The 23,499-nt window shown below is 41.1% G+C and carries 20 protein-coding genes and 10 tRNA genes; 8 read left to right on the top strand and 22 right to left on the bottom strand.

The annotated features are described in order from the left end of the window. Position 1: 1 nt before the first annotated feature. Positions 2-2,590, bottom strand: coding sequence for a leucine--tRNA ligase (leuS, locus tag KK487_RS10115; RefSeq protein WP_058154958.1), 2,589 nt, complete (start codon positions 2,588-2,590; stop codon positions 2-4). A 574-nt stretch (positions 2,591-3,164) separates the two neighbouring features. Here leuS and KK487_RS10110 point away from each other — a divergent pair. The 4 genes from KK487_RS10110 (at position 3,165) to KK487_RS10095 (ending at position 7,255) form a co-directional block, all read left to right on the top strand. Beyond that, complete coding sequence (locus KK487_RS10110) at positions 3,165-3,623, top strand: zinc ribbon-containing protein (protein WP_215521744.1); 459 nt, start codon at positions 3,165-3,167, stop codon at positions 3,621-3,623. 79 nt (positions 3,624-3,702) lie between these two features. After that, entirely contained in the window at positions 3,703-6,129 is a 2,427-nt protein-coding gene (locus KK487_RS10105) for a Lon protease family protein (RefSeq protein WP_252190539.1), read from the top strand. Next, complete coding sequence (bamJ, locus tag KK487_RS10100) at positions 6,126-6,602, top strand: BamJ family beta-barrel-assembly machinery protein (RefSeq protein WP_215521743.1); 477 nt, start codon at positions 6,126-6,128, stop codon at positions 6,600-6,602. The genes KK487_RS10105 and bamJ overlap by 4 nt, the downstream gene beginning before the upstream one ends. A 140-nt stretch (positions 6,603-6,742) precedes the next feature. Further along, on the top strand, positions 6,743-7,255 hold the full coding sequence (locus KK487_RS10095; protein WP_215521742.1) for a hypothetical protein: 513 nt from the start codon (positions 6,743-6,745) through the stop codon (positions 7,253-7,255). Between the two features lie 56 nt (positions 7,256-7,311). Here KK487_RS10095 and KK487_RS10090 read toward each other — a convergent pair whose 3' ends face one another. Next, positions 7,312-7,836: a CIA30 family protein gene (locus KK487_RS10090; RefSeq protein ID WP_033103800.1), complete on the bottom strand. Its 525-nt coding sequence runs from the start codon at positions 7,834-7,836 to the stop codon at positions 7,312-7,314. 186 nt (positions 7,837-8,022) lie between these two features. Here KK487_RS10090 and KK487_RS10085 point away from each other — a divergent pair, with 186 nt between their 5' ends. The 3 genes from KK487_RS10085 to KK487_RS10075 are packed head-to-tail and all read left to right on the top strand — an operon-like array spanning position 8,023 to position 10,454. After that, a complete protein-coding gene (locus tag KK487_RS10085) occupies positions 8,023-9,033 on the top strand; it encodes an RDD family protein (RefSeq protein WP_215521741.1) in 1,011 nt (336 codons plus the stop codon). Positions 9,034-9,058: 25 nt separating this feature from the next. Continuing rightward, positions 9,059-9,910, top strand: coding sequence for an alpha/beta hydrolase (locus KK487_RS10080; protein WP_033103802.1), 852 nt, complete (start codon positions 9,059-9,061; stop codon positions 9,908-9,910). A gap of 52 nt (positions 9,911-9,962) precedes the next feature. Beyond that, positions 9,963-10,454 (top strand): hypothetical protein, encoded by a 492-nt coding sequence (locus tag KK487_RS10075; protein ID WP_024601599.1) that lies wholly within the window; start codon positions 9,963-9,965, stop codon positions 10,452-10,454. Positions 10,455-10,521: 67 nt separating this feature from the next. Here the strand turns inward: KK487_RS10075 and lnt are convergent, their stop codons facing one another. From lnt to miaB, 5 genes are read right to left on the bottom strand one after another with little or no spacing between them, the layout of a single operon-like run. Further along, a complete protein-coding gene (gene lnt, locus KK487_RS10070) occupies positions 10,522-12,072 on the bottom strand; it encodes an apolipoprotein N-acyltransferase (RefSeq protein WP_215521740.1) in 1,551 nt (516 codons plus the stop codon). After that, positions 12,053-12,937, bottom strand: a complete 885-nt coding sequence (gene corC / locus KK487_RS10065; RefSeq protein ID WP_013465334.1) for a CNNM family magnesium/cobalt transport protein CorC — start codon at positions 12,935-12,937, stop codon at positions 12,053-12,055. Before corC ends, lnt begins: the two co-directional genes overlap by 20 nt. 22 nt (positions 12,938-12,959) lie before the next feature. Further along, positions 12,960-13,418 (bottom strand): rRNA maturation RNase YbeY, encoded by a 459-nt coding sequence (gene ybeY / locus KK487_RS10060; RefSeq protein WP_008115159.1) that lies wholly within the window; start codon positions 13,416-13,418, stop codon positions 12,960-12,962. A gap of 4 nt (positions 13,419-13,422) precedes the next feature. Continuing rightward, the gene (locus tag KK487_RS10055) at positions 13,423-14,481 is read right to left on the bottom strand and encodes a PhoH family protein (RefSeq protein ID WP_008115160.1); all 1,059 of its coding nucleotides are present in this window, start codon (positions 14,479-14,481) and stop codon (positions 13,423-13,425) included. 54 nt (positions 14,482-14,535) lie between these two features. Continuing rightward, a complete protein-coding gene (gene miaB / locus KK487_RS10050) occupies positions 14,536-15,981 on the bottom strand; it encodes a tRNA (N6-isopentenyl adenosine(37)-C2)-methylthiotransferase MiaB (protein ID WP_008467975.1) in 1,446 nt (481 codons plus the stop codon). Between the two features lie 256 nt (positions 15,982-16,237). Here miaB and KK487_RS10045 point away from each other — a divergent pair, with 256 nt between their 5' ends. Beyond that, positions 16,238-17,419, top strand: a complete 1,182-nt coding sequence (locus KK487_RS10045; RefSeq protein WP_215521739.1) for an FAD-dependent monooxygenase — start codon at positions 16,238-16,240, stop codon at positions 17,417-17,419. A 124-nt stretch (positions 17,420-17,543) separates the two neighbouring features. Here the strand turns inward: KK487_RS10045 and KK487_RS10040 are convergent. The 15 genes from KK487_RS10040 to ispE form a co-directional block, all read right to left on the bottom strand. After that, positions 17,544-17,618: transfer RNA gene (locus KK487_RS10040), tRNA-Gln, on the bottom strand. 39 nt (positions 17,619-17,657) lie between these two features. Next, a tRNA-Leu gene (locus tag KK487_RS10035) sits at positions 17,658-17,742 on the bottom strand. Between the two features lie 39 nt (positions 17,743-17,781). Continuing rightward, positions 17,782-17,856 (bottom strand) — tRNA-Gln (locus KK487_RS10030). A 40-nt stretch (positions 17,857-17,896) separates the two neighbouring features. Next, positions 17,897-17,981 (bottom strand) — tRNA-Leu (locus KK487_RS10025). A gap of 66 nt (positions 17,982-18,047) precedes the next feature. Continuing rightward, a tRNA-Gln gene (locus tag KK487_RS10020) sits at positions 18,048-18,122 on the bottom strand. Between the two features lie 41 nt (positions 18,123-18,163). Next, a tRNA-Leu gene (locus tag KK487_RS10015) sits at positions 18,164-18,248 on the bottom strand. Positions 18,249-18,343: 95 nt separating this feature from the next. After that, a tRNA-Met gene (locus tag KK487_RS10010) sits at positions 18,344-18,420 on the bottom strand. A 5-nt stretch (positions 18,421-18,425) separates the two neighbouring features. Next, a tRNA-Gln gene (locus KK487_RS10005) sits at positions 18,426-18,500 on the bottom strand. Positions 18,501-18,539: 39 nt separating this feature from the next. Continuing rightward, positions 18,540-18,624 (bottom strand) — tRNA-Leu (locus tag KK487_RS10000). A 69-nt stretch (positions 18,625-18,693) separates the two neighbouring features. Further along, positions 18,694-18,770: transfer RNA gene (locus KK487_RS09995), tRNA-Met, on the bottom strand. A gap of 323 nt (positions 18,771-19,093) precedes the next feature. Then, complete coding sequence (gene ychF, locus KK487_RS09990) at positions 19,094-20,185, bottom strand: redox-regulated ATPase YchF (RefSeq protein WP_008467970.1); 1,092 nt, start codon at positions 20,183-20,185, stop codon at positions 19,094-19,096. Between the two features lie 53 nt (positions 20,186-20,238). After that, positions 20,239-20,823 carry an aminoacyl-tRNA hydrolase gene (gene pth, locus KK487_RS09985; RefSeq protein WP_008467968.1) on the bottom strand — a complete coding sequence of 195 codons (585 nt, stop codon included), beginning with the start codon at positions 20,821-20,823 and terminating at the stop codon, positions 20,239-20,241. Positions 20,824-20,841: 18 nt separating this feature from the next. Further along, complete coding sequence (locus tag KK487_RS09980) at positions 20,842-21,456, bottom strand: 50S ribosomal protein L25/general stress protein Ctc (protein ID WP_013465331.1); 615 nt, start codon at positions 21,454-21,456, stop codon at positions 20,842-20,844. A 149-nt stretch (positions 21,457-21,605) separates the two neighbouring features. Further along, the gene (locus KK487_RS09975) at positions 21,606-22,553 is read right to left on the bottom strand and encodes a ribose-phosphate pyrophosphokinase (protein WP_008115168.1); all 948 of its coding nucleotides are present in this window, start codon (positions 22,551-22,553) and stop codon (positions 21,606-21,608) included. 86 nt (positions 22,554-22,639) lie between these two features. Further along, positions 22,640-23,497, bottom strand: a complete 858-nt coding sequence (gene ispE, locus KK487_RS09970) for a 4-(cytidine 5'-diphospho)-2-C-methyl-D-erythritol kinase (RefSeq protein WP_215521738.1) — start codon at positions 23,495-23,497, stop codon at positions 22,640-22,642. Positions 23,498-23,499: the final 2 nt, after the last annotated feature.

Below are 23,499 nucleotides of genomic sequence, written 5' to 3'. Positions count from 1 at the left end.
ATTAGTTAGCTACCACGTTAAGTAATTTACCTGGTACATAAATAACTTTTCGTATCGTTGCACCATCAGTAAATTTAGTCACGTTAGACTCGGCAAATGCCAAAGCTTCTACTTGCTCTTGCGTAGCATCAGCTGCCACTGTTAGTTTTGCACGCAGCTTACCATTTACTTGTACGATGATTAGTTTTTCATCTTCAACAAGAGCAGATTCGTCAACTTTTGGCCATGCCGCATCTAAAATATCACCTTCTTTACCTAGGTCTTGCCATAATTGATGCGATAAATGCGGTGTAATAGGTGCCAGCATAATTATTAATGCTTCCAGTGCCTCGTTAGCAATGGCAACATCTTGTGTGTCACTTAATGGCGCTTTTAATAGCTTGTTAGAAAGCTCCATAATTGCGGCAATAGCGGTGTTAAAGGTTTGACGACGTTCTACATCATCGCTCACTTTTGCGATTGCTTTGTGTAGCTCACGACGTAGTACTTTTTGTGGGTTAGTAAGCGCCGATTTATCAAGTGCTTGGTAACCTACTGTTTTAACATCTACTGCGTATTTCCACACACGCTTTAAGAAACGGTGTGCGCCTTCAACGCCTGAATCTGACCATTCAAGTGTTTGCTCTGGTGGTGCAGTAAACATCATAAATAAACGTACTGTATCTGCACCGTATTGGGCAATAACTTCTTGTGGGTCTATACCGTTGTTTTTCGACTTAGACATTTTGCTCATGCCTGATGAGAATACCGGTTCACCATCATCTTTATGCCATGCTTTAGTTACGCGACCTTTGTCGTCGGTTTCGGTGTTTACATCACTTGGCGAAATCCAAATGTCGCCACCTTTTTCATCTTTACGATAAAATGTTTCAGCAAGTACCATACCTTGACAAAGTAAGCGGTCGAATGGTTCATCTGAATTAACTAAACCAAAGTCACGTAATAATTTGTGGAAAAAGCGCGAATATAATAAGTGCAATATAGCGTGCTCAATACCACCAATGTATTGGTTTACTGGTAACCAGTAGTTAGCGGCTGCAGGGTCTAACATCCCTTCGTCATGACGTGGGCTACAGTAGCGAGCGTAATACCACGATGATTCCATAAAGGTGTCAAAAGTATCTGTTTCGTGAGTAGCAGGTACGCCGTTTACAGTTGTTTTAGCCCAATTTGGATCGGCTTTAATTGGCGATGTAACACCATTCATTACCACATCTTCTGGTAAACGCACAGGGAGCATATCTTCAGTGGCAGCAAGCTCGTTACCGTTTTCATCGCTCAGCATTGGGATTGGAGAGCCCCAGTAACGTTGGCGGCTTACGCCCCAATCGCGAAGACGGAAGTTTACTTTACGCTCACCTACACCTAATGCTTCTAGTTTGTCGGCAACAGCGTTAAATGCATTTTCAAAATCAAGGCCATCAAATTCACCTGAGTTAACCAGTACGCCTTTTTCGGTGAATGCTTCTTTGCTTAGGTTTACTTCAAGCTCTGAACCTTCAGCAGGGGCAATAACTTGTTTAATATCGAGGCCGTAAGCGGTGGCAAATTCAAAGTCACGTTGGTCGTGCGCTGGTACTGCCATTACTGCGCCTGAGCCGTAATGCATCAATACAAAGTTTGCAACCCAAATAGGCACTTGCTCGCCCGTTAATGGATGCGTGGCGTAAAAGCCCGTTGCAATGCCTTTTTTCTCCATGGTTGCCATATCCGCTTCGGCAACTTTAGTGTTTTTACACTCTTCAACAAACATCGCGATCGCGTCGTTGTTTTTAGCTGCTTCTTGCGCGATTGGGTGGCCACCGGCAACGGCTAGGTATGTCACGCCCATAAACGTATCTGGACGAGTGGTGTATACACTAAATTTTTCGTTATTGTCGGTACGCGTAAACTCGATATCTAACCCTTCAGAGCGACCAATCCAGTTGCGCTGCATAGTTTTAACTTGCTCAGGCCAATCTTCTAGTTTGTCTAAGTCGTCTAATAGCTCTTGAGCATAGTCGGTAATTTTAATAAACCACTGTGGAATTTCTTTTTGTTCTACTACTGCGCCTGAACGCCAACCACGACCATCAATTACTTGTTCGTTAGCTAATACTGTTTGATCCACAGGATCCCAGTTAACCGTTGACATTTTTTTGTACACTAGGCCTTTTTCGTAAAGCTTAGTGAAGAACCATTGTTCCCATTTATAATATTCTGGGTGACACGTCGCAATTTCGCGATCCCAGTCGTAGCCAAACCCTAATTGCTTAAGCTGGTTACGCATGTAATCAATATTTTCGTAAGTCCACTTTGCAGGGGCTGTTTTATTTTTAATAGCCGCGTTTTCTGCAGGTAAACCAAACGCATCCCAACCCATAGGTTGCATTACGTTTTTGCCTTGCAAGCGCTGAAAGCGAGAGACCACGTCACCAATGGTGTAGTTACGCACATGACCCATATGCAGTCGACCACTTGGGTAAGGAAACATTGAGAGGCAGTAGTACTTTTCTTTGCTCTCGTCTTCTGTGACTTTAAATACTTGGTTTTCTTCCCAGTAGCGTTGGACTTTTGACTCTATGTCTTGTGGGTTATATTGCTCTTGCATTTACGTTTCCAAACTTCTTGCATACTAATAAAAAATTGTCGATAGGATACCCCAAATAAAGCGTTATTCACAGCGCCAAAGCGGCGCTTTTTATAAATTTGCCGCTAAATTAGTTTTCAGTGCAGGTTAACCTATACTTATCTATGTTAGGAGTCAGTTTTAACTTAGCGTTTGTTAATCTTTTTAGTTGAGTTTACACGCAAGTATTTGAGTTTTAAGCTAGGGTCTGTTGATCTTTGTGGATTACAATTTGTTCAAACTAGGGGCGATTTAATCGCGACGCGAGGTTTGTAACCTAGTGGGCTAAGTAAAAACCGAGCAACAAAGAGTAAATCACCCCTAGGCAGAACCCTTCGGGCAGCGCCTGTTTGGCATTGATGCTGCGTTATCGCCTATTTATGGGGAATAACCACACCACATAGGCTCTGCCTTGCCTAAATACCAAACAGACTGCTGCAAATTTAACCTTGAAAGGTCAACAGACCCTAAACAAAGCCTGTATGGTGTTGTTTTTATCAACAGCTAATAGCGCCGTATTAATATCAGTCCCCTCACAACTTTGAAGGAGTAAAAAATGGCAGATTACAGAGCATGGCTAAGCGATTTAACCGATTGGTTAAAAAATGTAAAAGAACATGAAGTTAAAGCAGCAGTAAAGCGATTTATTGAATCCGAGCAGGCACTTAAAGATTTAGGTGAAGAAAAATATTATCTTTATCGTAATTACCTAATGCGTGACATTTCTCATCTACAAGAAAATAACAACTACTATAATTCGCTTGCATGGCAGGAGCTTAAAGAGTCATTGTGGTTTGAGCTTTCTCATATTGAAGACAAAACACAACTTGAATGGCAGTCATTAAGTGAAGATTTTAAGCATAATGGTGTTTATCACGCAGGTGAATGGATAGCCATGGGCACATTAGTATGTAAGAATTGCAACCATAGTTACGATGTTTATCATGCAACGCAAATTATTCCGTGTACACAGTGTGATGGCATCTATTTTAGCCGCCAGGCTTTACAACCTTAAATATGAATATTGAGTGGCTTATATAGCCACTCAATACGTCCAAAACCTAGCGAATATGCTGGTAAAAAAAGAAGTTAGAATGACGAAAAAATTGCTGCCACTACCCGTATCAAATCTTGCACCGAGTATTTCATCGAGCCATGTAAACACTTGCATGAGTAATCCATACCCTGAGCAACTTACCTTTATAGGCCAACAACGTGCGCAAAGTGCATTGGACTTTTCTTTAGGAATGGACCTACCCGGTTATAATGTTTATGTAATGGGAGAGGCGGCACACGGGCGTTTTACTTTAGTAAAAGACAAATTAAAACAACACGCTAAAGAGCGCACAACACCGCATGAATGGTTATATGTTAATAACTACGACGATCACCGTGAGCCTATTGCGTTATTTATGCATGCAGGGCAAAGCAAACAATTAGCCGATGATATTGACTCATTTATTGATGAAGTACTCGACACTTTTCCTGCTGCATTTGATAACCCAGCCTATCAGCGCAAGAAAAAATCGATAGACCGTGAATTTAACGATGCTTACGACGGCGCAATTACCGCGGTAGAAATAGCAGCACTTGAACAAAGCGTGGCATTAATCGAAGAGAAAGGTGTAGTCGGCTTTGCACCGCTGATTGATGGTAAACAACTTTCCGATAATGAGTTTTCTGATCTTGAAGATGATTTACGCGAGATGTTTTTTGAGCGTATAGAAAAACTAGAAGATGCCCTCATTGAAGCGCTCATTGAGCTACCACGTTGGAAACGCGAGTCGAAAGAAAAGCTCCGTAATCTTAAAAAGTCTACTGCTGAGCAAGCCACTAAACCGTTATTAAAAGATTTAGAACATAAATATGCCAGCCATATTGGTGTACTGCGTTATTTAAAAGATATACGTGTAGAAATTATTGATGCCGTCCTTGAATGGCTTGATGATGAAGGTGAAAGCGAAGAAAACAAAGAAGACTTTGATCGTAAAGGCATGCTTACCGACTTTTTTGCGCCTAATATTTTGGTCGAATATAAAGAAGGCGATGCGGCACCGGTTGTTTACGAGCCGAACCCAACTTTTGGTAATATTTTTGGCAAAATTGAATACGCAACATCGCAAGGGTCGTTAATTACCAGCTATCGATCAATTCAACCAGGTGCATTGCACCGCGCGAATGGCGGCTATTTAATTATGGATGCTGAAAAAGTAATGGCTCAACCTCAAGTGTGGGATGGGCTAAAGTTGTCGCTAAAAACGCATCAAATAAAAAATGACTTACCTTATCAAGACAGTGTAGTTGGCAGTAGCTTTACGCTTCGCCCGCAGTTAATACCGCTTGATGTGAAAATTATTTTACTCGGCTCACGTGAACTCTATTACACCATCGGTGAATACGACGAAGAATTTGCCGAGTTATTTAGAGTACTTGCCGATTTTGATTATTACTTACCAAGCAGCGATAAGCTGCAGTATCAGTTTATTACTAAAGTCAGTGATTACTGCGAGCAAACATTAAAGTGCACGTTAAACGAATCAGCAATGGTGCGATTGCTTAAGTTTAGTTATCGCCAAGCTGAGCACCATAATAAACTCTCAGCCCGTTTTGCTGATGTACTAGAGCTTGTGGCTGAGGCTAGTTTTTACGCTAAGCAAGATAAGCTGACGGTGATTGATGCTCGCCATATTGACGAAGCGATTGAAGGCAAACAATACCGTACAGGGCAAATTAGTGAAAATATGCTCAGCGATATAAAAGAAGGCCACACCTTAATTGCGACCGACGGGCAAGCCGTAGGTAAAGTAAACGGTTTAACGGTACTGCACATTGGTGATACTTCGTTTGGTACACCTGCACGCATTACCGCCACTGTTTATGCGGGTGCTGATGGCGTTATTGATGTGGAACGCGAAGCTGAGCTGGGTAAAGCAATTCACTCAAAAGGGGTAATGTTGCTTACCGGTTATTTAGGTAACAAATATGCGCAACACTTTAGCTTAACACTCAGTGCGAATATAGCCATTGAACAAAGCTATGGCTACATAGATGGTGATAGCGCCTCATTAGCTGAACTTTGTGCGCTAATATCGGCGATCACCAGTTTACCAATAAGCCAATCTATTGCACTAACCGGCTCTATTAATCAGCATGGTGATGTGCAAGCAATCGGTGGCGTAAATGAAAAAATAGAAGGCTTCTTTAAGCTATGTAAAATGCGTGGCTTAACGGGTGAGCAAGGCGTTATTATTCCAAAATCAAACCAAGTTAACTTAGTACTTGATGATGAAATACTGAATGCGGTTGAACTGGGTAAATTTAATATTTTCGCCGTTGAAACAGTTGACCAAGCGCTAAACTTACTAATGGACATTGACGCGGGTGACATGATTGATGAGCAGTACCCAGAAGATTCAGTGAATGGCATTGCATTAGCACGATTAAAAGACATTGCTGATATTGTTAACGGCGATAACAGCGACGATAAAGACGACTCAGAAGATGAAAAAGGGGAGTTATGATCAATATTATTTTACTGATTGTTATCGCTATTTTTTGCGTTTTGATTTTTAAAAACAGTAAAAAAGCCAAGCAGCAAGCAATCGCTAATGCGCAAATTGAAAGTGATTACTTAATTGCCAATGCAAAGGTAGAAGGCGTTCAAGAAACCGCGTCTGGCTTGCAATATAAAATAATCCATAAAGGGGATAGCGAAAATACACCTAGTCTAACGAGTATGGTGAAAGTGCATTATCACGGCACTTTAATCGACGGCACTGTATTTGACAGCTCAGTGGAGCGTAAAACTCCGATTAGCTTTGGCTTGCACCAAGTTATAAAAGGCTGGACTGAGGGTCTGCAACTGATGAGCCCGGGCGATAAATTTCAGTTTTATATACCGCACCAGCTTGCCTATGGTGAAAAGCGGGTAGGGAGTATACCTCCTGCGTCATTGCTTATTTTTGAGGTGGAATTACTGGCTATTGAGTCGTAATTTTAAGGTAAAAAATACTTTAAGCCCTGCTTTAATCAAGTAGGGCTTTTTTATTTGCTCTTATCAGTCAATCCTACTCAAGAATTTAAAATATCAGTCGATACCTAAAATAGTGACAAATTTATTTTAGGGATAAAATAATGAAGATTTCAACCGCCTCAATTCAATATCAAGCATCTAATTACAACAACCAGCCTTTAATAGAATCAGAACAGCAACGCATTGATGATAAATCAGAGGAAGAACCTGACTATGTTTTATCAGAGTTTTTAGATGCAAAGGTTCAAAAATACAGCGAAGATAACGCAACATTTGCTGAGCAATATCAAAATTTAGAAAAGGCATATAAATATTTCACCCAGCAAGTGGTTGCATTGCAAGAACAAGTAAATAAGCTTAAGCAGAGTACGGTACAACGCAGTTTAACCATAGATAATAGCCAATATGGGCCAGCTGAAGGCGATAGTCGCTTAACTATGGATGCTGAGCATATGGGAGCTAAAAAGTATAAAACCGAGCAACAACAAGAAGAGATAAATAGATTGGAGCTGCAACTTAGTGAGGTAAAGTCACAGCAGGCAGCAATAAAACAACAAATTATTGAGCTAGTAATCAACGAAATGAAAAGGCGAGGCGACGACTTTACTATTTAACCAAAGTCTAACTGTATTAGTTCAGGTTATTTAATCTTGTAATGTACGCAGAAAAGTTAGTTTTTAAACTCAATTTTTTCTACCTCAAGCCTAAATTCTCCCGCTTGTTTACCTGCAATCATAAACCCAAGCTGCTTTATATCTTTAAAGTTAATTGTAGGTTGTTGTTCAAGTAAGCGGCCGCGATAAGTAAGCTGAAAATCCTCAGGTAAAAACTCAATATTAAGCCACTCGTTCTTTGTGGTACTAAACGAGCGGGTATAAGCCGCACCATCCATGTACTCATTGGTTCTTAAACGTAATTGATAGGTTTGACCATCGCCCTTAATACGTAGCATAATTTTAGTGATGTCTTGGCTTTGTACATCCAATAGCGTTCGAATAGAAGCAAACCCGCCATTGTTTGCAAGCGATACATTGCCTGTAAACACTAAATTGTCGTTTTCATACAAAACCTGACTATTAGAAATGCCACCCATCACCGAATCATTCACTACATACCAGCGAGCATTGGCGTTTGCCTCGGTTGTGGCAAACAGTAAGTTAAAAACGAAAAGTGATGAGAGTTGTTTGGTTGTCATAAGCTCTTCCTCGTAGCTTTTATATTTAATACGATACGATAGATTAATTGTTCACTCTTTTAAGAATTAATCTATTACTAGCGGCTATTTTCAATGTGAACTCTCGTTATCCATTTTATTCGCTTGAGCAAAAATTAAAAAGCGCGTAATTTAATCGCGTTACCTATTTTAATAACAAGTATAATAATGAAAGCACAAGAATTAGAACAATTAGCGTTATCTAAAGCCGAAACTCGAGAAGTGATCACGCCATATGCATTTGAGGTTGATAATGCTTTACTTGGCTTGCCTTTGGCTTCGCCGACTCGGCGCGCATTAGCTATGATTATTGATGTTGCATTAATATTCATAGCTGCAAAGCTCAGTGCGACTATTATTGCATTCGTTGCTGCGATGGCTTTTTACAAAGGAACGGCGCAGCAATACCTTCCTAAAATGTCGAGTGTGTGGCGAAGAATATTAAAAATAGTAGCAGCAAGTATTTTATTTGTAAGCGCTCTTGCTGTGCTTTCAATTGGCATAGATTACTTAGAAGGCGATGACCCTGTTCAAGGCTTAACTGTTAAAGGCTTAAAAATACAGGATGACATTCAGCTTACCTCCACAGAAAAAAAGCAGGTAAATGCCTACTTAGTGCAAACAGCCGACGAAAGCTGTGAGCAACTTTGCCAACAAAATGCGCTTGATAATTTGATAGGGCAAGTACCCAAATTAGCCGAAATGGACGACTTACAAAACCCACAACTTGCAAAAGCATTTTTACAATTATTAGTGTTTAGTGAAAATAATGAATTAAAGCTTGCGCAGTTAATAGAAGATAAACCCGCACAAACAAGCACGCACAGTATTTTGCAGTGGGGTAAAGGTATTATTCAAGATTTAGGTTTGGGTTTTGGCTGGGCGGCTGTGTACTTCACACTTTTTTCTTTATTATGGCGCGGTCAAACCCCTGGTAAAAAGCTCTGTAACACCCGAGTGGTTGCATTAAGTGGTGAACCGCTGGGTTTACTTGATTGTTTTGGCCGCTACGGTGGTTACGGCGCAGGTTTTGCCACCGGCTTGTTAGGCTTTTTACAAGTGTACTGGGACCCAAACAGACAAGCTATTCAAGATAAAATATCAGCCACGGTGGTTATTAAAGGGAGTATTAACCAAGTTGTAAATGTGCAAACGGTAGAAGAGACTGTTAAAAGTTAATTTTGCTCTTATTACAAGGATGGTTATGAAAGCTTTATTAATTGTATTTATTAATCTGTATTTTATTACGGTTTCGTATGCGTCAGAAAATATTGTGTTCGCAAAAACGCATCAGCTTACGTCTGTTATTTTAGGTGAGCAACGCAGCTTTAGCGTTTATTTACCGCCAAGCTATAATGAAAACCCTAATAAAGTATATCCAGTTATTTACTTGCTCGATGGTGACCAAACACATCTAAAAGCCGTAGCTGGGCTAGTAGAGGCACTTAGTACGGACCGGCTAGAGCAGCAAATACAGCAAGCAATTATAGTAGCCATTCCTAATAGTAAAAATGCGATAAGAGAGCGTGACTTTACCCCAACCAATGTTGATTGGACATTTAACGGTAAACTCCTAGAAAGATTTGAAAATATCGGCAACGCCTTAAACTACAGCGCCTTTTTTGAAAAAGAACTTATTCCACTCATTAATAAAAATTACCGGACATCAACTAAACGCGTATTAATTGGCGAGTCTTTCGGTGGCTTATTTGCCAGCTATGTATTGCTTACCAACCATGCGCTATTTACAGATTACTTAATTATTGATGCAACCTATCTGTGGGATAATAACTACCTCAATCGTTATTTTAATGATAACCAATTTATAAATAAGCAGCTTAACGGCAATGTGTATTTTACCTTTGCAAATAATGTCGAAGCGTTTGGCGAAATTGGTAAAACAAATTACCAATGGGGTTTAGCGTTTGCTAAAAAGTTAAAAGCGCACCCGAGCGATAATTTAGTTATAAATCAACGTTATTTTGAAGATGAAACCCATGGCACAGTCGCCGCACTTAGTTGGTATTATGGGATTAAAGAATTATTAAGTAACTAGAAACCTAGTTTTATAAGAATAAAAATATTTAGATTATTTTTAAGGAAAGGCTATGAACGATGACAGCTATGATTGGGTTTTAGCTCCTCATATGATTGAAACATCATATCTATATTTGAAGGCATCAGAGCTTATGTGGAGTCATTCAATTAGTATTTCGATAGCTAATGCAGCATTAGCTTTGGAGATATTACTTAAAAGCTTTAACTGCAAAGTAGTAAGCAATGATGGATTAATAAACGAAAAATATCAATTTAACGCTAAGGTTCTTAATAAAAAAGAAAATGCACATGATTTGGTGTATCTATTTAATGCGTTACCAACTTCAATTAAGCATAAATTTTCAAGCGACCTTTCATTGATACTGATTGAAAGATATCGACATACCTTTATTGAAAGTCGCTATATTTATGAGAAAAATGCAATTACTGGGGGAACAACTGCATTAATGGACATGACAAGTCGTCTTTTAAAGAAAACAATCTCAATTTATCTTGAAAGAGGGTGTACTGATCAATGGATAAAAAATTACCCTGATGTTTAAATCTTACTAAATTATTGGGGTTGTATTTATATACTGATAGCTGACAACCGACAGCTATCAATTCCATTCATTTTCTAAACCTAACCCCAAATCCAATCATACCCAACAACACCATTACTCCCCACACAACCATATTGCCGTATTGGCTATACACGCTATCCCCTTGTATGAGCTTTATATTGGCTTTGAGAGTAGTAGCTTCAAACTGTGGCATAGTTTGGCGTGTTTGGCTTATGGGGTCATATACACCGCTTATGCCGTTGTTGGTAACACGTACCAATGGGCGCTGTAGTTCAAGGGCGCGCATGCGGGCAATTTGCATATGCTGGTGGGGGCCGATTGAATCACCAAACCAGGCATCGTTGCTTACGGTAAATAGTAAATCAGAGTCGCTTTTGTAGTTACCCCGCACTAAATCGGCAAAGACTATTTCATAGCAAATAGCGGGCAGTAGATTAAAGCCATTCGCGCGTAAGTTATTTTGCACTTTATCACCGCGAGAGAACGACGACATAGGCAAATCAAATAACGGAGCTATGGGGCGTAGTATGTCTTCAAAAGGAACAAATTCTCCAATAGGCAATAACTGATGTTTTTGATAGCGGTTACTATCTAAGTAACGGTAGTGGCCGTGTTCATCATTTTGCTCTTTGTTACCGACCACAATCAGCGTATTAAAAATGGTTCTTGTATCGCGTTGGTAATCGACAATACCCGTTACTAGCGCGGTTTTATTAAATGAGGCGGCACTGTCTAAGCCTGCTAAATATGAATTAGCGAGGGCTTCTATTTCAGGGACTGCGGCTTCAGGCCACACAATTAAATCAGCATCCCAGTGACGGCGCGTCATATCCTGATACTTACTCATGGTGGTCCAAAACTCACTGGGGTCAAAGCGCAAGTGTTGTTTTATATTACCTTGTACAAGCAGCACAGAAAGGTCTTTATTGGAGTAATGGGGTGCCTTTGTAAAATGTGCACCTGCAAAAGCTAAAACAACCACAGCAGCGGTAATAGCAGGCACTTTATATTGTTTTTGGGTTAAGCAGTACAATGCAAAACCAATGGCAATACATAATAGCGTGAGTCCAAATTCACCAATAAAAGGAGCAAGGGCATTAAGTGGACTGTCGGTTTGTGTATAGCCAAAGCTTAACCAAGGAAAACCGGTTAATAGGTTGGCTCGCAAATACTCACTAATCGCAAAACAAGGTAGTAGTAGCGCTGCAAAATTTATAGAGCCGTTTGAAAAACGAGTGGTTGCCCATAGTGCCAACGCAGGAAATAATGCAAGGTAGCTGCACAGCAATACCATTAACGAAATGGAAGCGATAAGTGGCATACCACCAAAGGTGGCAATAGATACATGCACCCAGCTAATGCCTGCACCAAACCAGCCTAGACCAAATATAAAGCCATATTTAGCCGTGGTTTTAGCGTGTTTTTTTCCGGTGAGGTTTGCAGGGATACAATAAAATAATGCGGCCAAGCTAAAAAATACAATTGGCCAAATACCAAAAGGCGCGTAGCTAAAAGTCAAAACAAGGCCCGCAACCAGTGCGAGCCATGCTTTTTTATCTTTTGCTAGTAGGGTGAGGCTAGTTAGCAGTTTCTTCACTGTCGTTATCATCAGCCTTAGGAATGGTGACTTGCAGTTGTAATATACGACGGTTATCAGAATTAGTTACTTTAAACTGAAATCCGTCTATATCAATGGTTTCGCCACGACTCGGCATATGGCCAAAGGCATGTAATACGGTACCACCAATAGTATCGGCGTCTTGCGAACTATAGCCTGATTTAAAATGCTCGTTAAAGTCATCTACAGGCGTTAGTGCTTGCACAACGTAAACATGTTTAGCTAGTTGACGAATATCTTGTTGTTCTTCTTCTTCATCGTGCTCATCTTCGATTTCGCCAACAATGATCTCAAGAATATCTTCAATGGTGACCAAACCAGATACGCCGCCGTATTCATCAATCACAATCGCCATATGGTAGCGTTGCTGACGAAACTCGTTAAGCAGGGTATCAACCCGTTTACTTTCAGGCACCACCATAGCAGGACGTAAATAGTCACGAAGCGATGGTAAATGCTCATCTTTGTTTAAAATGAGAGGTAATAAGTCTTTTGCGAGTAAAATCCCTTCTACATGGTCTTTATCTTCACACACAACCGGAAAACGAGAGTGGGTAGAGTCAACCATCATAGGTATATGCTCTTCAAGCGGGCTATCAATTTCCAAAGTGACCATTTGTGAGCGCGGTATCATAATATCTCGCACTTTAAGCTCAGACACACCAAGCACACCTTCAATCATTTCTTTGGTTTCAGGATCGATTACATCCCGCTCTTGGGCATCGGCAATCACCTCAACCAGCTCTTCTCTATTCTGGGGTTCCCCTTGCAACATGTGGGTTATACGGCCCAGCCAAGTCCTGCCAGAAGAACCCTGGCTAGATTGCGAGTTATCGTCGCTCATTACGTCTAATTGCTCCGTTTATTTAAATATCGTCCCGGTATGGGTCTGCTATGTTTAGTTCAGCAAGTAATTGCTTTTCTATACTTTCCATCTCTAACGCATCTTCACTCTTTATATGGTCAAATCCAAGTAAATGCAAGCATCCATGAATAACCATATGGGCAAAGTGGTCATGAAATGACTTTTCTTGCTCTTGCGCCTCAGCCAAAACGATGGCTGGACAAATAATTAAGTCACCCACAAGTGGGATATCAATGCCCGGTGGCGCTTCAAATTCAAACGATAATACGTTGGTAGGCTTATTTTTACCACGGTAGTCATTATTGAGCTGTTGCGACTGTGCTTCATCGCTAATGACAATGGTCAGCTCAGATTCATCGCGGTATTGGCTAAGTACTTTATCGGCCCACATTGCAAACTGCTCAAGGCTGGGTAAGTTGTCAAACTCACACGCTATTTGTAAATCAAGTTCTGTTTTCACGGTATTACTCTTTAGTCGCAGGTTGCTCATGAGCGGCAAGCGCTTCTTTAGCTTGTTGTTTCTCTAATCGCTTAAGGCGCTCACGTTCATCGTTGCGCTCATAGGCTTCAACAATACGTGCTACCACAGGGTGGCGTACTACATCATGCGATTTGAAAAAGTTAAAGCTAATTTCATCAACGCCATCTAATACTTCAATAGCATGACGAAGGCCAGAGCGCGCTCCCCGAGGTAAATCAACTTGGGTTATGTCGCCGGTGATCACCGCTTTAGAATTAAAGCCAATACGGGTTAAGAACATTTTCATTTGCTCTGTGGTGGTATTTTGGCTTTCATCTAAAATAATAAACGCATCATTAAGTGTGCGTCCGCGCATATAAGCCAGTGGCGCAATTTCGATGATGTTTTTTTCAATCAGCTTTTCAACACGCTCAAAGCCAAGCATTTCAAATAAGGCATCGTAAAGTGGGCGTAAGTAAGGGTCTATTTTTTGGCTTAAATCACCGGGTAAAAAGCCAAGTTTTTCACCCGCTTCAACCGCAGGGCGAGTGAGCAATATACGACGTATTTCTTGGCGCTCTAGTGCATCAACTGCCGCCGCAACGGCAAGATAGGTTTTACCTGTACCCGCAGGGCCAATACCAAAGGTAATGTCGTGGTGCAAAATATTAGCAACATACAAGCCTTGGTTATCGTTACGCGGTTTAATAACGCCACGACGGGTTTTAATCATCATTTCTTTGCCGTAGGCGCTACTTGAGGTGTCTTGCTCAAGCGCTTTAGACTCAGTGATGGCTAAATGGACGTTGTCAGGTTCAATTTCGCCAATTTCCCCACGGACAGGCTGAGTATCAATATAAAGGTTTTTTAAGATCTCTACCGCGCCGGCGCTACTGTGAAGTTTACCGGTTACTTTAAAAAAGTTATCACGATGAATAATTTCAACACCTAGACGGCGTTCAATTTGTTTGATGTTTTCGTCAAACGGGCCACATAATGAAGAAAGGCGTTTGTTGTCGGCAGGTTCTAAATAAATCTCTAATGTTTTTAACTGATTACTCAAAATTACTTCCTATTACAGTGCGCCAGCGTTAACTGGCGCAATGAATTTTTGCAACTAAGGTACGAAAGTAGCAACGCCAATTTCGTTAGCTGTCTCGGTTTTTTGCTCACTCGCTGCTTTGGTTAAAATAGCAGAAGGGGCAATTTCGCGGCGTAAGTTCATTTCTGATTCTGTACGAATTAAATCGCCACGTAAAGAGTTTGGTAGTGCCTCGGTAATACGTACATCAACAAACTGACCGATCACTGTGTGTGGGCCAACAAAGTTAACTACACGGTTGTTTTCAGTTCGGCCACGTAATTCCATTGGGTTCTTCTTAGAAGGACCTTCAACTAAAATACGTTGTTCGGTATCAAACATTTGGCGGCTAATTTGCTGTGCCATTTGTGTAATACGGTTTTGTAATAAGTACAGGCGCTCTTTTTTCTCTTGCTCGGTTACGTCATCTGGCAAATCGGCCGCTGGCGTACCTGGGCGTGCACTGTAAATAAAGCTAAAGCTCATATCAAAACCAATATCGTTGATAAGGTTCATGGTCGCTTCAAAATCGGCCTTGCTTTCACCTGGGAAACCTATGATGAAATCTGACGACATACTTAAGTTAGGGCGAATTTTACGTAGCTTACGAATAGTTGATTTGTACTCAAGTGCAGTATGGCCGCGTTTCATTAAGTTTAAAACACGATCTGAGCCACTTTGTACTGGAAGGTGTAAGTGATCAACCAGCTCAGGCACATCGGCATACGCATCAATTATGTCAGGCGTAAACTCAACGGGGTGTGAAGTGGTGTAACGAATACGGTCAATCCCGTCAATTGCGGCTACTAAACGGATAAGGTCTGAGAAATAGCAAATTTCACCATCGTGTGTATCACCACGGTACGCATTTACGTTTTGACCTAGTAAGTTAACTTCACGTACGCCTTGCTCGGCTAACTGTGCAACCTCTAATAGCACGTCATCAACAGGGCGACTTACTTCTTCACCACGCGTGTAAGGTACAACACAAAAAGTACAGTACTTAGAACACCCTTCCATAATTGATACAAACGCAGAAGGACCCTCTGCTTTTGGCTCAGGAAGACGGTCAAATTTTTCAATCTCTGGGAATGAAATATCAACCACTGATGACCCTTTGTTACCTTGCACTTGTTTGATCATTTCAGGTAAACGATGCAATGTTTGTGGGCCAAAAATAACATCGACAAACGGCGCGCGTTGACGAATTGAATCGCCTTCTTGCGATGCTACACAGCCGCCAACACCAATAATTAGGTCTGGTTTGTCATCTTTTAATAACTTCCAACGACCTAATTGGTGGAATACTTTTTCTTGCGCTTTTTCACGAATTGAACAGGTGTTAAGTAATATAACATCTGCATCAGCAGCTTCTTCAGTTAGCTGATAGCCGTTGGTCGCATCTAGAAGATCAGCCATTTTCTGAGAGTCGTATTCGTTCATCTGACAACCCCAGGTTTTAATATGCAGCTTTTTGCTCATTGAAATATAGCCTCGTGTTCAATTCGATAGTGGCACAAACATGTGCTAGAAACAGGTATAAGTGGCGCAATTATTAAATTTTGCTCGACTTAAAGGACGCGTATTTTAGCTGGATACACGCTCAAAACCAAGTATAGATTTCATGTTTGTGATCTGAAATCAATATAGTATGGGTTTAATAAGAGAATTAAGCGAAGCGCTCACACAGAGCAAACTAATTACGATACAATCAAAGTAGAGTTAAGTCAGAAGTAAAATGATGAAAAACATGGCTAAAAATAATGTAATTGTAGTAGGAGGCGGCATGGTTGGTGCCGCTATGGCTATTAAATTAGCGCAACAAGGCAAAGCCGTACGTGTTATTGAAAAACACCCAATAGATGCATCACTAGTGCTTAGCAGTGATGCAGTTGATATACGAGTATCAGCTATTAACCGCTTTTCGGAAAAACTGCTTGATCAGCTTGGTGCTATGCCATTGCTGCGCGAAAATAGACTCGCTCCCTATGAGCAATTAGAAGCTTTTGAGCGTGGTAACGATCATTTATTATTTGATTGCCATGCCATCAATACCACGCATTTAGGTCATTTAATCGAGAATAAGTTAATTCAAGCAAGCTTATGGCAGCAATTTGGGCAGCATAATATTGAAATGATTAATCCTGCATCGGCTTTAACTGCAATAGAGCAAAACCCTGATAGCATTACCTTACACTATAACGAACAAAGCTATACTGCTGATTTAGTGATTGCAGCCGATGGTGGGCAATCACAATTACGTAGCAAAGCCAATATTGGTATAACTGGGTGGCAATACCAGCAGCATTGTATGGGCGTGCTAATAAAGCTCGATGCACCGCAACAAGTTAAAACATGGCAGCAGTTTACACCTACAGGGCCTGTTGCGTTTTTACCTATGCAAGCACCTTATGCAAATTTAATTTGGTATGACGATGCAAATACCCTCAAAGCATTTAAAGCCCTACAACCTAGCGCATTAAAAGCTCATATTATTGAAAAGTTTCCAAAGCTCGCTGGTGATTTTGAAGTACAAAGCCATGCTATATTTCCTCTAGCAAGGCAGCATGCCAATAATTATTCACAAGGGCGACTCGTTTTAGTGGGTGATGCGGCGCACACCATTAATCCTCTGGCAGGACAGGGCGTTAATTTAGGCTTTCAAGATGTGGCTGCCTTAGCTGAAGTGTTGCGTACAGCTGATGATGTAGGTTGCCCGCTAATGCTTAAAGAGTACGAACGTAGTCGTCGTAACGCTAATTTATTAATGATGAGTATGATGGATGCTTGCTACTTTGGTTTCTCAAACCAAATAGCCCCATTAAAATGGGCGCGCAGCACATTTTTAAAGTTAGCTAATAATACAGGGCCGGTAAAAAACTGGGTATTAAAATACGCAATAAGTGGTGAGCTTAGTTAGTTGATGAAAAGGCTCAAACTTGGGTCTTTTTTTATATCTGAAAAATGTGGTATTGGATTATAAAAGTAAAAATATTAGTGGTTTCGAAGCTAGTGTGGGGGTGCAATCAAAAAAGTGTGCAAATTGGCTGGGATACCAGGATTTGAACCTGGGAATGCCAGGATCAAAACCTGGTGCCTTACCGCTTGGCGATATCCCAACTCTAAATTTGGATGAGTTTTAGTTCTAATTAAGAACATGGTGCGGAAGGAGAGACTTGAACTCTCACATCCTAAGATACTGGAACCTAAATCCAGCGCGTCTACCAATTCCGCCACTCCCGCAGTTCTTATTCTTATACAACATTCTTTGGTAGAAGAAGTTGGCTGGGATACCAGGATTTGAACCTGGGAATGCCAGGATCAAAACCTGGTGCCTTACCGCTTGGCGATATCCCAACTAATAAATTGCTGATAATTTTAATTCTTATCAAGAATGTGGTGCGGAAGGAGAGACTTGAACTCTCACATCCTAAGATACTGGAACCTAAATCCAGCGCGTCTACCAATTCCGCCACTCCCGCATACAAATTTATGTTTATACTCCTAACAGAGTATTTCTTAATTCAACATTCTTTGGTAGAAGAAGTTGGCTGGGATACCAGGATTTGAACCTGGGAATGCCAGGATCAAAACCTGGTGCCTTACCGCTTGGCGATATCCCAACTAAGAAATTGCTGATAATTTTAATTCTTATCAAAGAATATGGTGCGGAAGGAGAGACTTGAACTCTCACATCCTAAGATACTGGAACCTAAATCCAGCGCGTCTACCAATTCCGCCACTCCCGCATTATCACTTTGAATTAATCAAAGAAATGGTAGTTATTTTAAACTCTTCATTGAGCTGCAATTTAACTCTTGCAGAGCCACTTCTATAAAAGAAATGGTGGCTAAGACGGGATTTGAACCTGTGACCCCATCATTATGAGTGATGTGCTCTAACCAGCTGAGCTACTTAGCCATTGTTGGCTGGGATACCAGGATTTGAACCTGGGAATGCCAGGATCAAAACCTGGTGCCTTACCGCTTGGCGATATCCCAACAATAAACAATTGATAGTTTTAATTCTTATCAAGAATATGGTGCGGAAGGAGAGACTTGAACTCTCACATCCTAAGATACTGGAACCTAAATCCAGCGCGTCTACCAATTCCGCCACTCCCGCATTATCACTTTGAATTAATCAAAGAAATGGTAGTTATTTTAAACTCTTCATTGAGCAACAAAAAATAAATGGTGGCTAAGACGGGATTTGAACCTGTGACCCCATCATTATGAGTGATGTGCTCTAACCAGCTGAGCTACTTAGCCATCTTTTTTGTTAGCACTTCATCGCTGAGTGCGGGGCGTATTATGCTGATATGCCCCAAATTCGTCAACACCTTTTTTGCAAAAAAACACTTAAGTTGGTTTGTTTGCAGGAAAAATAGGCTAACCGGCTACTTTTTAATTAAAACGTTGCTTTTTTAACACTCTTTGTGGGCTTTGTATTGTAATTTTGGCTTTGCCTTAGAATTCTAAGCCTCATAGTAAGGGTAGACTAATTATTACTTTTATTCGGCTGAAAAATAAAAAGGCTCGTAAAAACGAGCCTTTAAAAAACAATGAGCCACTTAACGTGGTGCAATGTTTAATTATACGTTGAACAAGAAGTTCATTACATCGCCATCTTTTACAATGTACTCTTTCCCTTCTTGGCGCATTTTACCTGCTTCTTTTGCACCGCTTTCACCTTTAAATGCAATAAAGTCATCAAAAGCAATTGTTTGTGCGCGGATAAAGCCACGTTCAAAGTCGGTATGAATTTTACCCGCTGCTTGTGGCGCTGTTGCACCCACTGGGATAGTCCATGCACGTACTTCTTTTACACCCGCAGTAAAGTAAGTTTGCAAATGTAGTAGCTCATAGCCACCACGAATAACAAGGTTAAGTCCTGGCTCTTCAAGACCAAGGTCAGCCATAAACTCTAATTTGTCTTCTTCGTCAAGCTCAGATAGCTCAGATTCGATAGCTGCACACACAGGCACAACAACCGCATCTTCAGCAGCCGCTATTTCACGGACACGATCTAGCAATGGGTTATTTTCAAATCCGTCTTCAGCCACGTTAGCAATATACATAGTTGGCTTAATAGTTAAGAAGTTAATAGGCGCAATGGCTGCTTTTTCTTCTTTTGTTAGCGCTAAAGAACGTAAAGTTAAGCCTTCATCAAGATGTACTTTTACTTTTTCAAGTACCGCATTTTGCTCTTTAGCGTCTTTATCGCCACCTTTTGCTTTTTTTGCATTACGGAACATTGCTTTATCGGCACTGTCCATATCAGCAAGTACTAGCTCGGTGTTGATCACGTCAATATCGTCAGCAGGGTCGATAGTACCAGCAACGTGAATAACGTTTTCATCTTCAAAACAACGAACTACATGACCAATCGCATCTGTTTCACGGATATTTGCTAAAAACTGATTGCCTAGGCCTTCACCTTTCGATGCACCTTTAACTAAACCTGCAATATCCACAAATTCCATACTGGTTGTAAGAATACGTTGTGGGTTAACAATTTTAGCAAGTTCGTCTAGGCGAGGATCTGGCACCGGTACCACACCTGTATTAGGTTCAATGGTACAAAAAGGAAAGTTAGCGGCTTCAATACCCGCTTTAGTCAATGCATTGAAAAGTGTTGATTTACCAACATTAGGCAAGCCAACGATGCCACATTTAAAACCCATAGTAAGATACCTTGTTTAGATTCGTTTAATACGTGCGACCGTATACCCAAAAATTAGGGTTTAAACGAATGTAGTCTGTTTTGTGCTTTTAACACACCGTCTTTAGCAAGTATTTCCATACAACGAACTGCTTCATCAACTGCGGCATCCATTTTTTCTTGATCGTCCTTGGCTGCTTTACCAAGCACCCAACCGGTGACCATTTCGCGATGTCCTGGATGACCTACACCTATGCGCAAGCGCATAAAGTCTTTTTGATTTGCCATTTTTGCAATAATGTCTTTTAAGCCATTATGACCGCCATGTCCGCCGCCTTTTTTTAATTTAGCAACGCCCGGGTCTAAATCCAATTCATCATGGGCAACAAGTATGTCTTCCACGGGGATTTTAAAAAAATTGGCTAAACTACTCACCGCTTTGCCACTTAAGTTCATGTAAGTGGTGGGGATCAGTAATTTGAATTCTTTGCCTTGAATAATCACTTTGCCAGTAAGGCCGTGATATTTAGGGTCGTGTTTTAGCGTGCAGTTGTAGCGTGCAGCGAGTTCTTGAATGAACCAAGCACCTGCGTTGTGGCGTGTATTTGCGTATTCGGGGCCTGGATTAGCCAGGCCCACAAGCATTTGAATAGAATTCAAGGTGCGAGACCTTAAATATTATTCTGCAGCGTCTGAAGCGTCGTCTTCAGTTGGAGCTGCTTTGTTAGCTTTGATAGTAACGATAGACTGATCGTGGCCTTCGCCTTTACCAAGCTCAACAGATTGAACACCTTTAGGGAACGCAAGATCTGTAAGGTGGATTGAATCACCAGCAACAAGATCAGATACGTCTACTTCGATGAATTCTGGAAGTGACTTAGGAAGACAAGAAATCTCAACTTCAGTTAACTGGTGAACAACAGTTGCACCTAACTTAGTTACTTTCTCTTCACCGATGAAGTGTAAAGGAACCTTAGTTACTAGTTTATGAGTTGCGTCTACACGTTGGAAATCAAGGTGAGTAAGCTTAGGCTTGAAAGGGTGACGTTGGATATCTTTTAAGATTGCTTCAACTTTCTCGCCACCTACATTTAATGTAAGGATGTGAGTGTAAAAGCCTTCGTCTTCTTGTGCTTTGATCATATCTTTATGAGCAAAAGTAAGCGATACCGCTTCTTTATCAGCTCCATAAAGGATTGCCGGCACTTTGTCTTCGCGACGTAGGCGGCGGCTCGCACCAGTACCAGTTTCTACGCGAAGTTCAGCGTCATAAGTATAAGTTGTGTTAGACATGATGTCTCCAATAATTAAAAGTGTTAGGGCCTTTGCGACCAAGGTCCCTAGCCAAAAGGCGCGCTATCATACCACTGCGGGTTTATAAAATAAACATCGCTTACAAAAAAAGCGCCAAAAGGCGCTTTTATACTCATTAATGTTTAACTTTAGTGTTCAAACATTGCCGAGATAGATTCTTCGTTGCTAATGCGACGAATAGTCTCTGCTAACATATCTGCAAGCGTTAATACTTTAACAATATCAAGCGCTTTTAGTTCGTCAGACAGTGGAATTGAGTCAGTTACAATCACTTCGTCAATCACAGAGTTACGTAAGTTTTCTGCAGCTGTACCAGAAAGAATAGGGTGAGTAGCGTAAGCAAATACACGTTTAGCACCATGCTCTTTAAGGGCTTCAGCGGCTTTACACAATGTACCACCGGTATCAATCATGTCATCAACAATAATACAATCGCGGCCTTCAACGTCACCAATAATGTGCATTACTTGAGAAACGTTAGCTTGAGGGCGACGTTTATCGATAATTGCTAAGTCGGTATCGTTTAATAGTTTTGCAATTGCACGGGCACGCACCACGCCACCAATATCAGGTGATACAACAACCACGTCATCAAAATCGCGGTTTTTCATATCTTCTAATAGTACAGGGCTACCAAATACGTTATCCACTGGTACATCAAAGAAGCCTTGGATTTGCTCAGCGTGTAAATCAACCGTAAGAACGCGGTCAACACCTACACTTGATAAGAAATCCGCAACCACTTTAGCTGTAATTGGTACACGGGCAGAACGTACGCGACGATCTTGACGAGCATAACCAAAATAAGGGATAACAGCAGTGATACGACCGGCAGATGCACGGCGTAACGCATCAACCATAACGATAAGTTCCATCAGGTTATCGTTAGTAGGGGCACAGGTTGATTGCAGGATAAAAACATCCGAGCCACGAACATTTTCATTAATTTGAACACTGATCTCACCGTCACTAAAACGGCCAACAACAGCATCGCCTAATTCAATATATAAACGTTTTGCAACTTTTTGAGCTAGGTCAGGTGTTGCGTTACCAGCGAAGAGCTTCATGTCAGGCACGGTAGGGTTCCTCAGGCACTGAATTTTTGGACTAACTTACATTGAGTGAACAAAGTAGGTTAACTTATGATTACTTGTACGTTACTTCATTTATCAATGATGGCGGCTAACTCCGTATGAGCAGGAGAGGTACTAACGCTGGATGCGATAAAACCCTGCCAAGTATGGGGGAGGTTAGCAAGTACATCTTGTGCTTGAACTTGGCTAGCAAATTCAACAAAACAACATGAGCCTGTTCCGGTCATCTTTGATGGAGCGTATTTTAGCAACCACTGCAGGGTTTTTTCAACCTCGGGGCACAGCTTTTTCACTAAAGGCTCACAATCGTTGGTTAAAATTTGCTGTTGCCAGTCGCCAGAAAGTTTTGGTGTATCACGTTTTAAATCTGGGTGAGTAAATATTTGTGCTGTGCTGACATGTTGATTTGGGAAGACAACACAATACCACTTCGGCTGCAGTTCTAGGTACTCTAATTGCTCGCCAATGCCATGTGCTATGGCACTTTTACCTTTAATGAACACAGGCACATCAGCACCGAGTTTCAGGCCTAAATCAGCCAGTTCATCTAAAGATAGGGCTGTATTCCAAAGCGTATTAAGAGCTAAAAGCGTTGATGCAGCATCGGATGAACCGCCTCCAACACCTCCCCCCATGGGTAAGCGTTTAGTTAAATTTATTTTTGCACCCATATCCACTTTACAGTGGGTTTGTAATAATAACGCCGCTTTGTAAATCAAATTGTCGGTTAGCGCAATGCCATTGGTGTCGCCGCTAATACTTATAAGAGTATCCGTGCTTAGTTTAAAATGGAGCTCGTCACCATAGTTTAAAAACGTAAACAGAGTTTCTAATTCATGGTAGCCATCATCACGGCGGCCATTAATGTGTAAAAATAAATTAAGCTTAGCTGGGGCGATCAGTGAAAATTCAGAGTGAGTATACATAG

Origin of the sequence: Pseudoalteromonas sp. SiA1, from assembly GCF_018732205.1 — a bacterium.
GTDB classification, from domain to species: domain Bacteria; phylum Pseudomonadota; class Gammaproteobacteria; order Enterobacterales; family Alteromonadaceae; genus Pseudoalteromonas; species Pseudoalteromonas tetraodonis.
Note: the sequence above shows the minus strand (reverse complement) of the source record. Positions and strands in the feature narration are given on the sequence as shown.

Excerpts from the sequence above, each read along its gene's own strand:
- KK487_RS10090 (WP_033103800.1), bottom strand. The coding sequence starts at position 7,836 with ATGACAACCAAACAACTCTCATCACTTTTCGTTTTTAACTTACTGTTT.
- bamJ (WP_215521743.1), top strand. The coding sequence starts at position 6,126 with ATGATCAATATTATTTTACTGATTGTTATCGCTATTTTTTGCGTTTTG.
- KK487_RS10105 (WP_252190539.1), top strand. The coding sequence starts at position 3,703 with ATGACGAAAAAATTGCTGCCACTACCCGTATCAAATCTTGCACCGAGT.
- leuS (WP_058154958.1), bottom strand. The coding sequence starts at position 2,590 with ATGCAAGAGCAATATAACCCACAAGACATAGAGTCAAAAGTCCAACGC.
- KK487_RS10110 (WP_215521744.1), top strand. The coding sequence starts at position 3,165 with ATGGCAGATTACAGAGCATGGCTAAGCGATTTAACCGATTGGTTAAAA.
- KK487_RS10085 (WP_215521741.1), top strand. The coding sequence starts at position 8,023 with ATGAAAGCACAAGAATTAGAACAATTAGCGTTATCTAAAGCCGAAACT.
- KK487_RS10075 (WP_024601599.1), top strand. The coding sequence starts at position 9,963 with ATGAACGATGACAGCTATGATTGGGTTTTAGCTCCTCATATGATTGAA.
- ychF (WP_008467970.1), bottom strand. The coding sequence starts at position 20,185 with ATGGGTTTTAAATGTGGCATCGTTGGCTTGCCTAATGTTGGTAAATCA.
- ispE (WP_215521738.1), bottom strand. The coding sequence starts at position 23,497 with ATGTATACTCACTCTGAATTTTCACTGATCGCCCCAGCTAAGCTTAAT.
- corC (WP_013465334.1), bottom strand. The coding sequence starts at position 12,937 with ATGAGCGACGATAACTCGCAATCTAGCCAGGGTTCTTCTGGCAGGACT.
- miaB (WP_008467975.1), bottom strand. The coding sequence starts at position 15,981 with ATGAGCAAAAAGCTGCATATTAAAACCTGGGGTTGTCAGATGAACGAA.
- KK487_RS10045 (WP_215521739.1), top strand. The coding sequence starts at position 16,238 with ATGATGAAAAACATGGCTAAAAATAATGTAATTGTAGTAGGAGGCGGC.
- KK487_RS09980 (WP_013465331.1), bottom strand. The coding sequence starts at position 21,456 with ATGTCTAACACAACTTATACTTATGACGCTGAACTTCGCGTAGAAACT.
- KK487_RS10095 (WP_215521742.1), top strand. The coding sequence starts at position 6,743 with ATGAAGATTTCAACCGCCTCAATTCAATATCAAGCATCTAATTACAAC.
- KK487_RS10080 (WP_033103802.1), top strand. The coding sequence starts at position 9,059 with ATGAAAGCTTTATTAATTGTATTTATTAATCTGTATTTTATTACGGTT.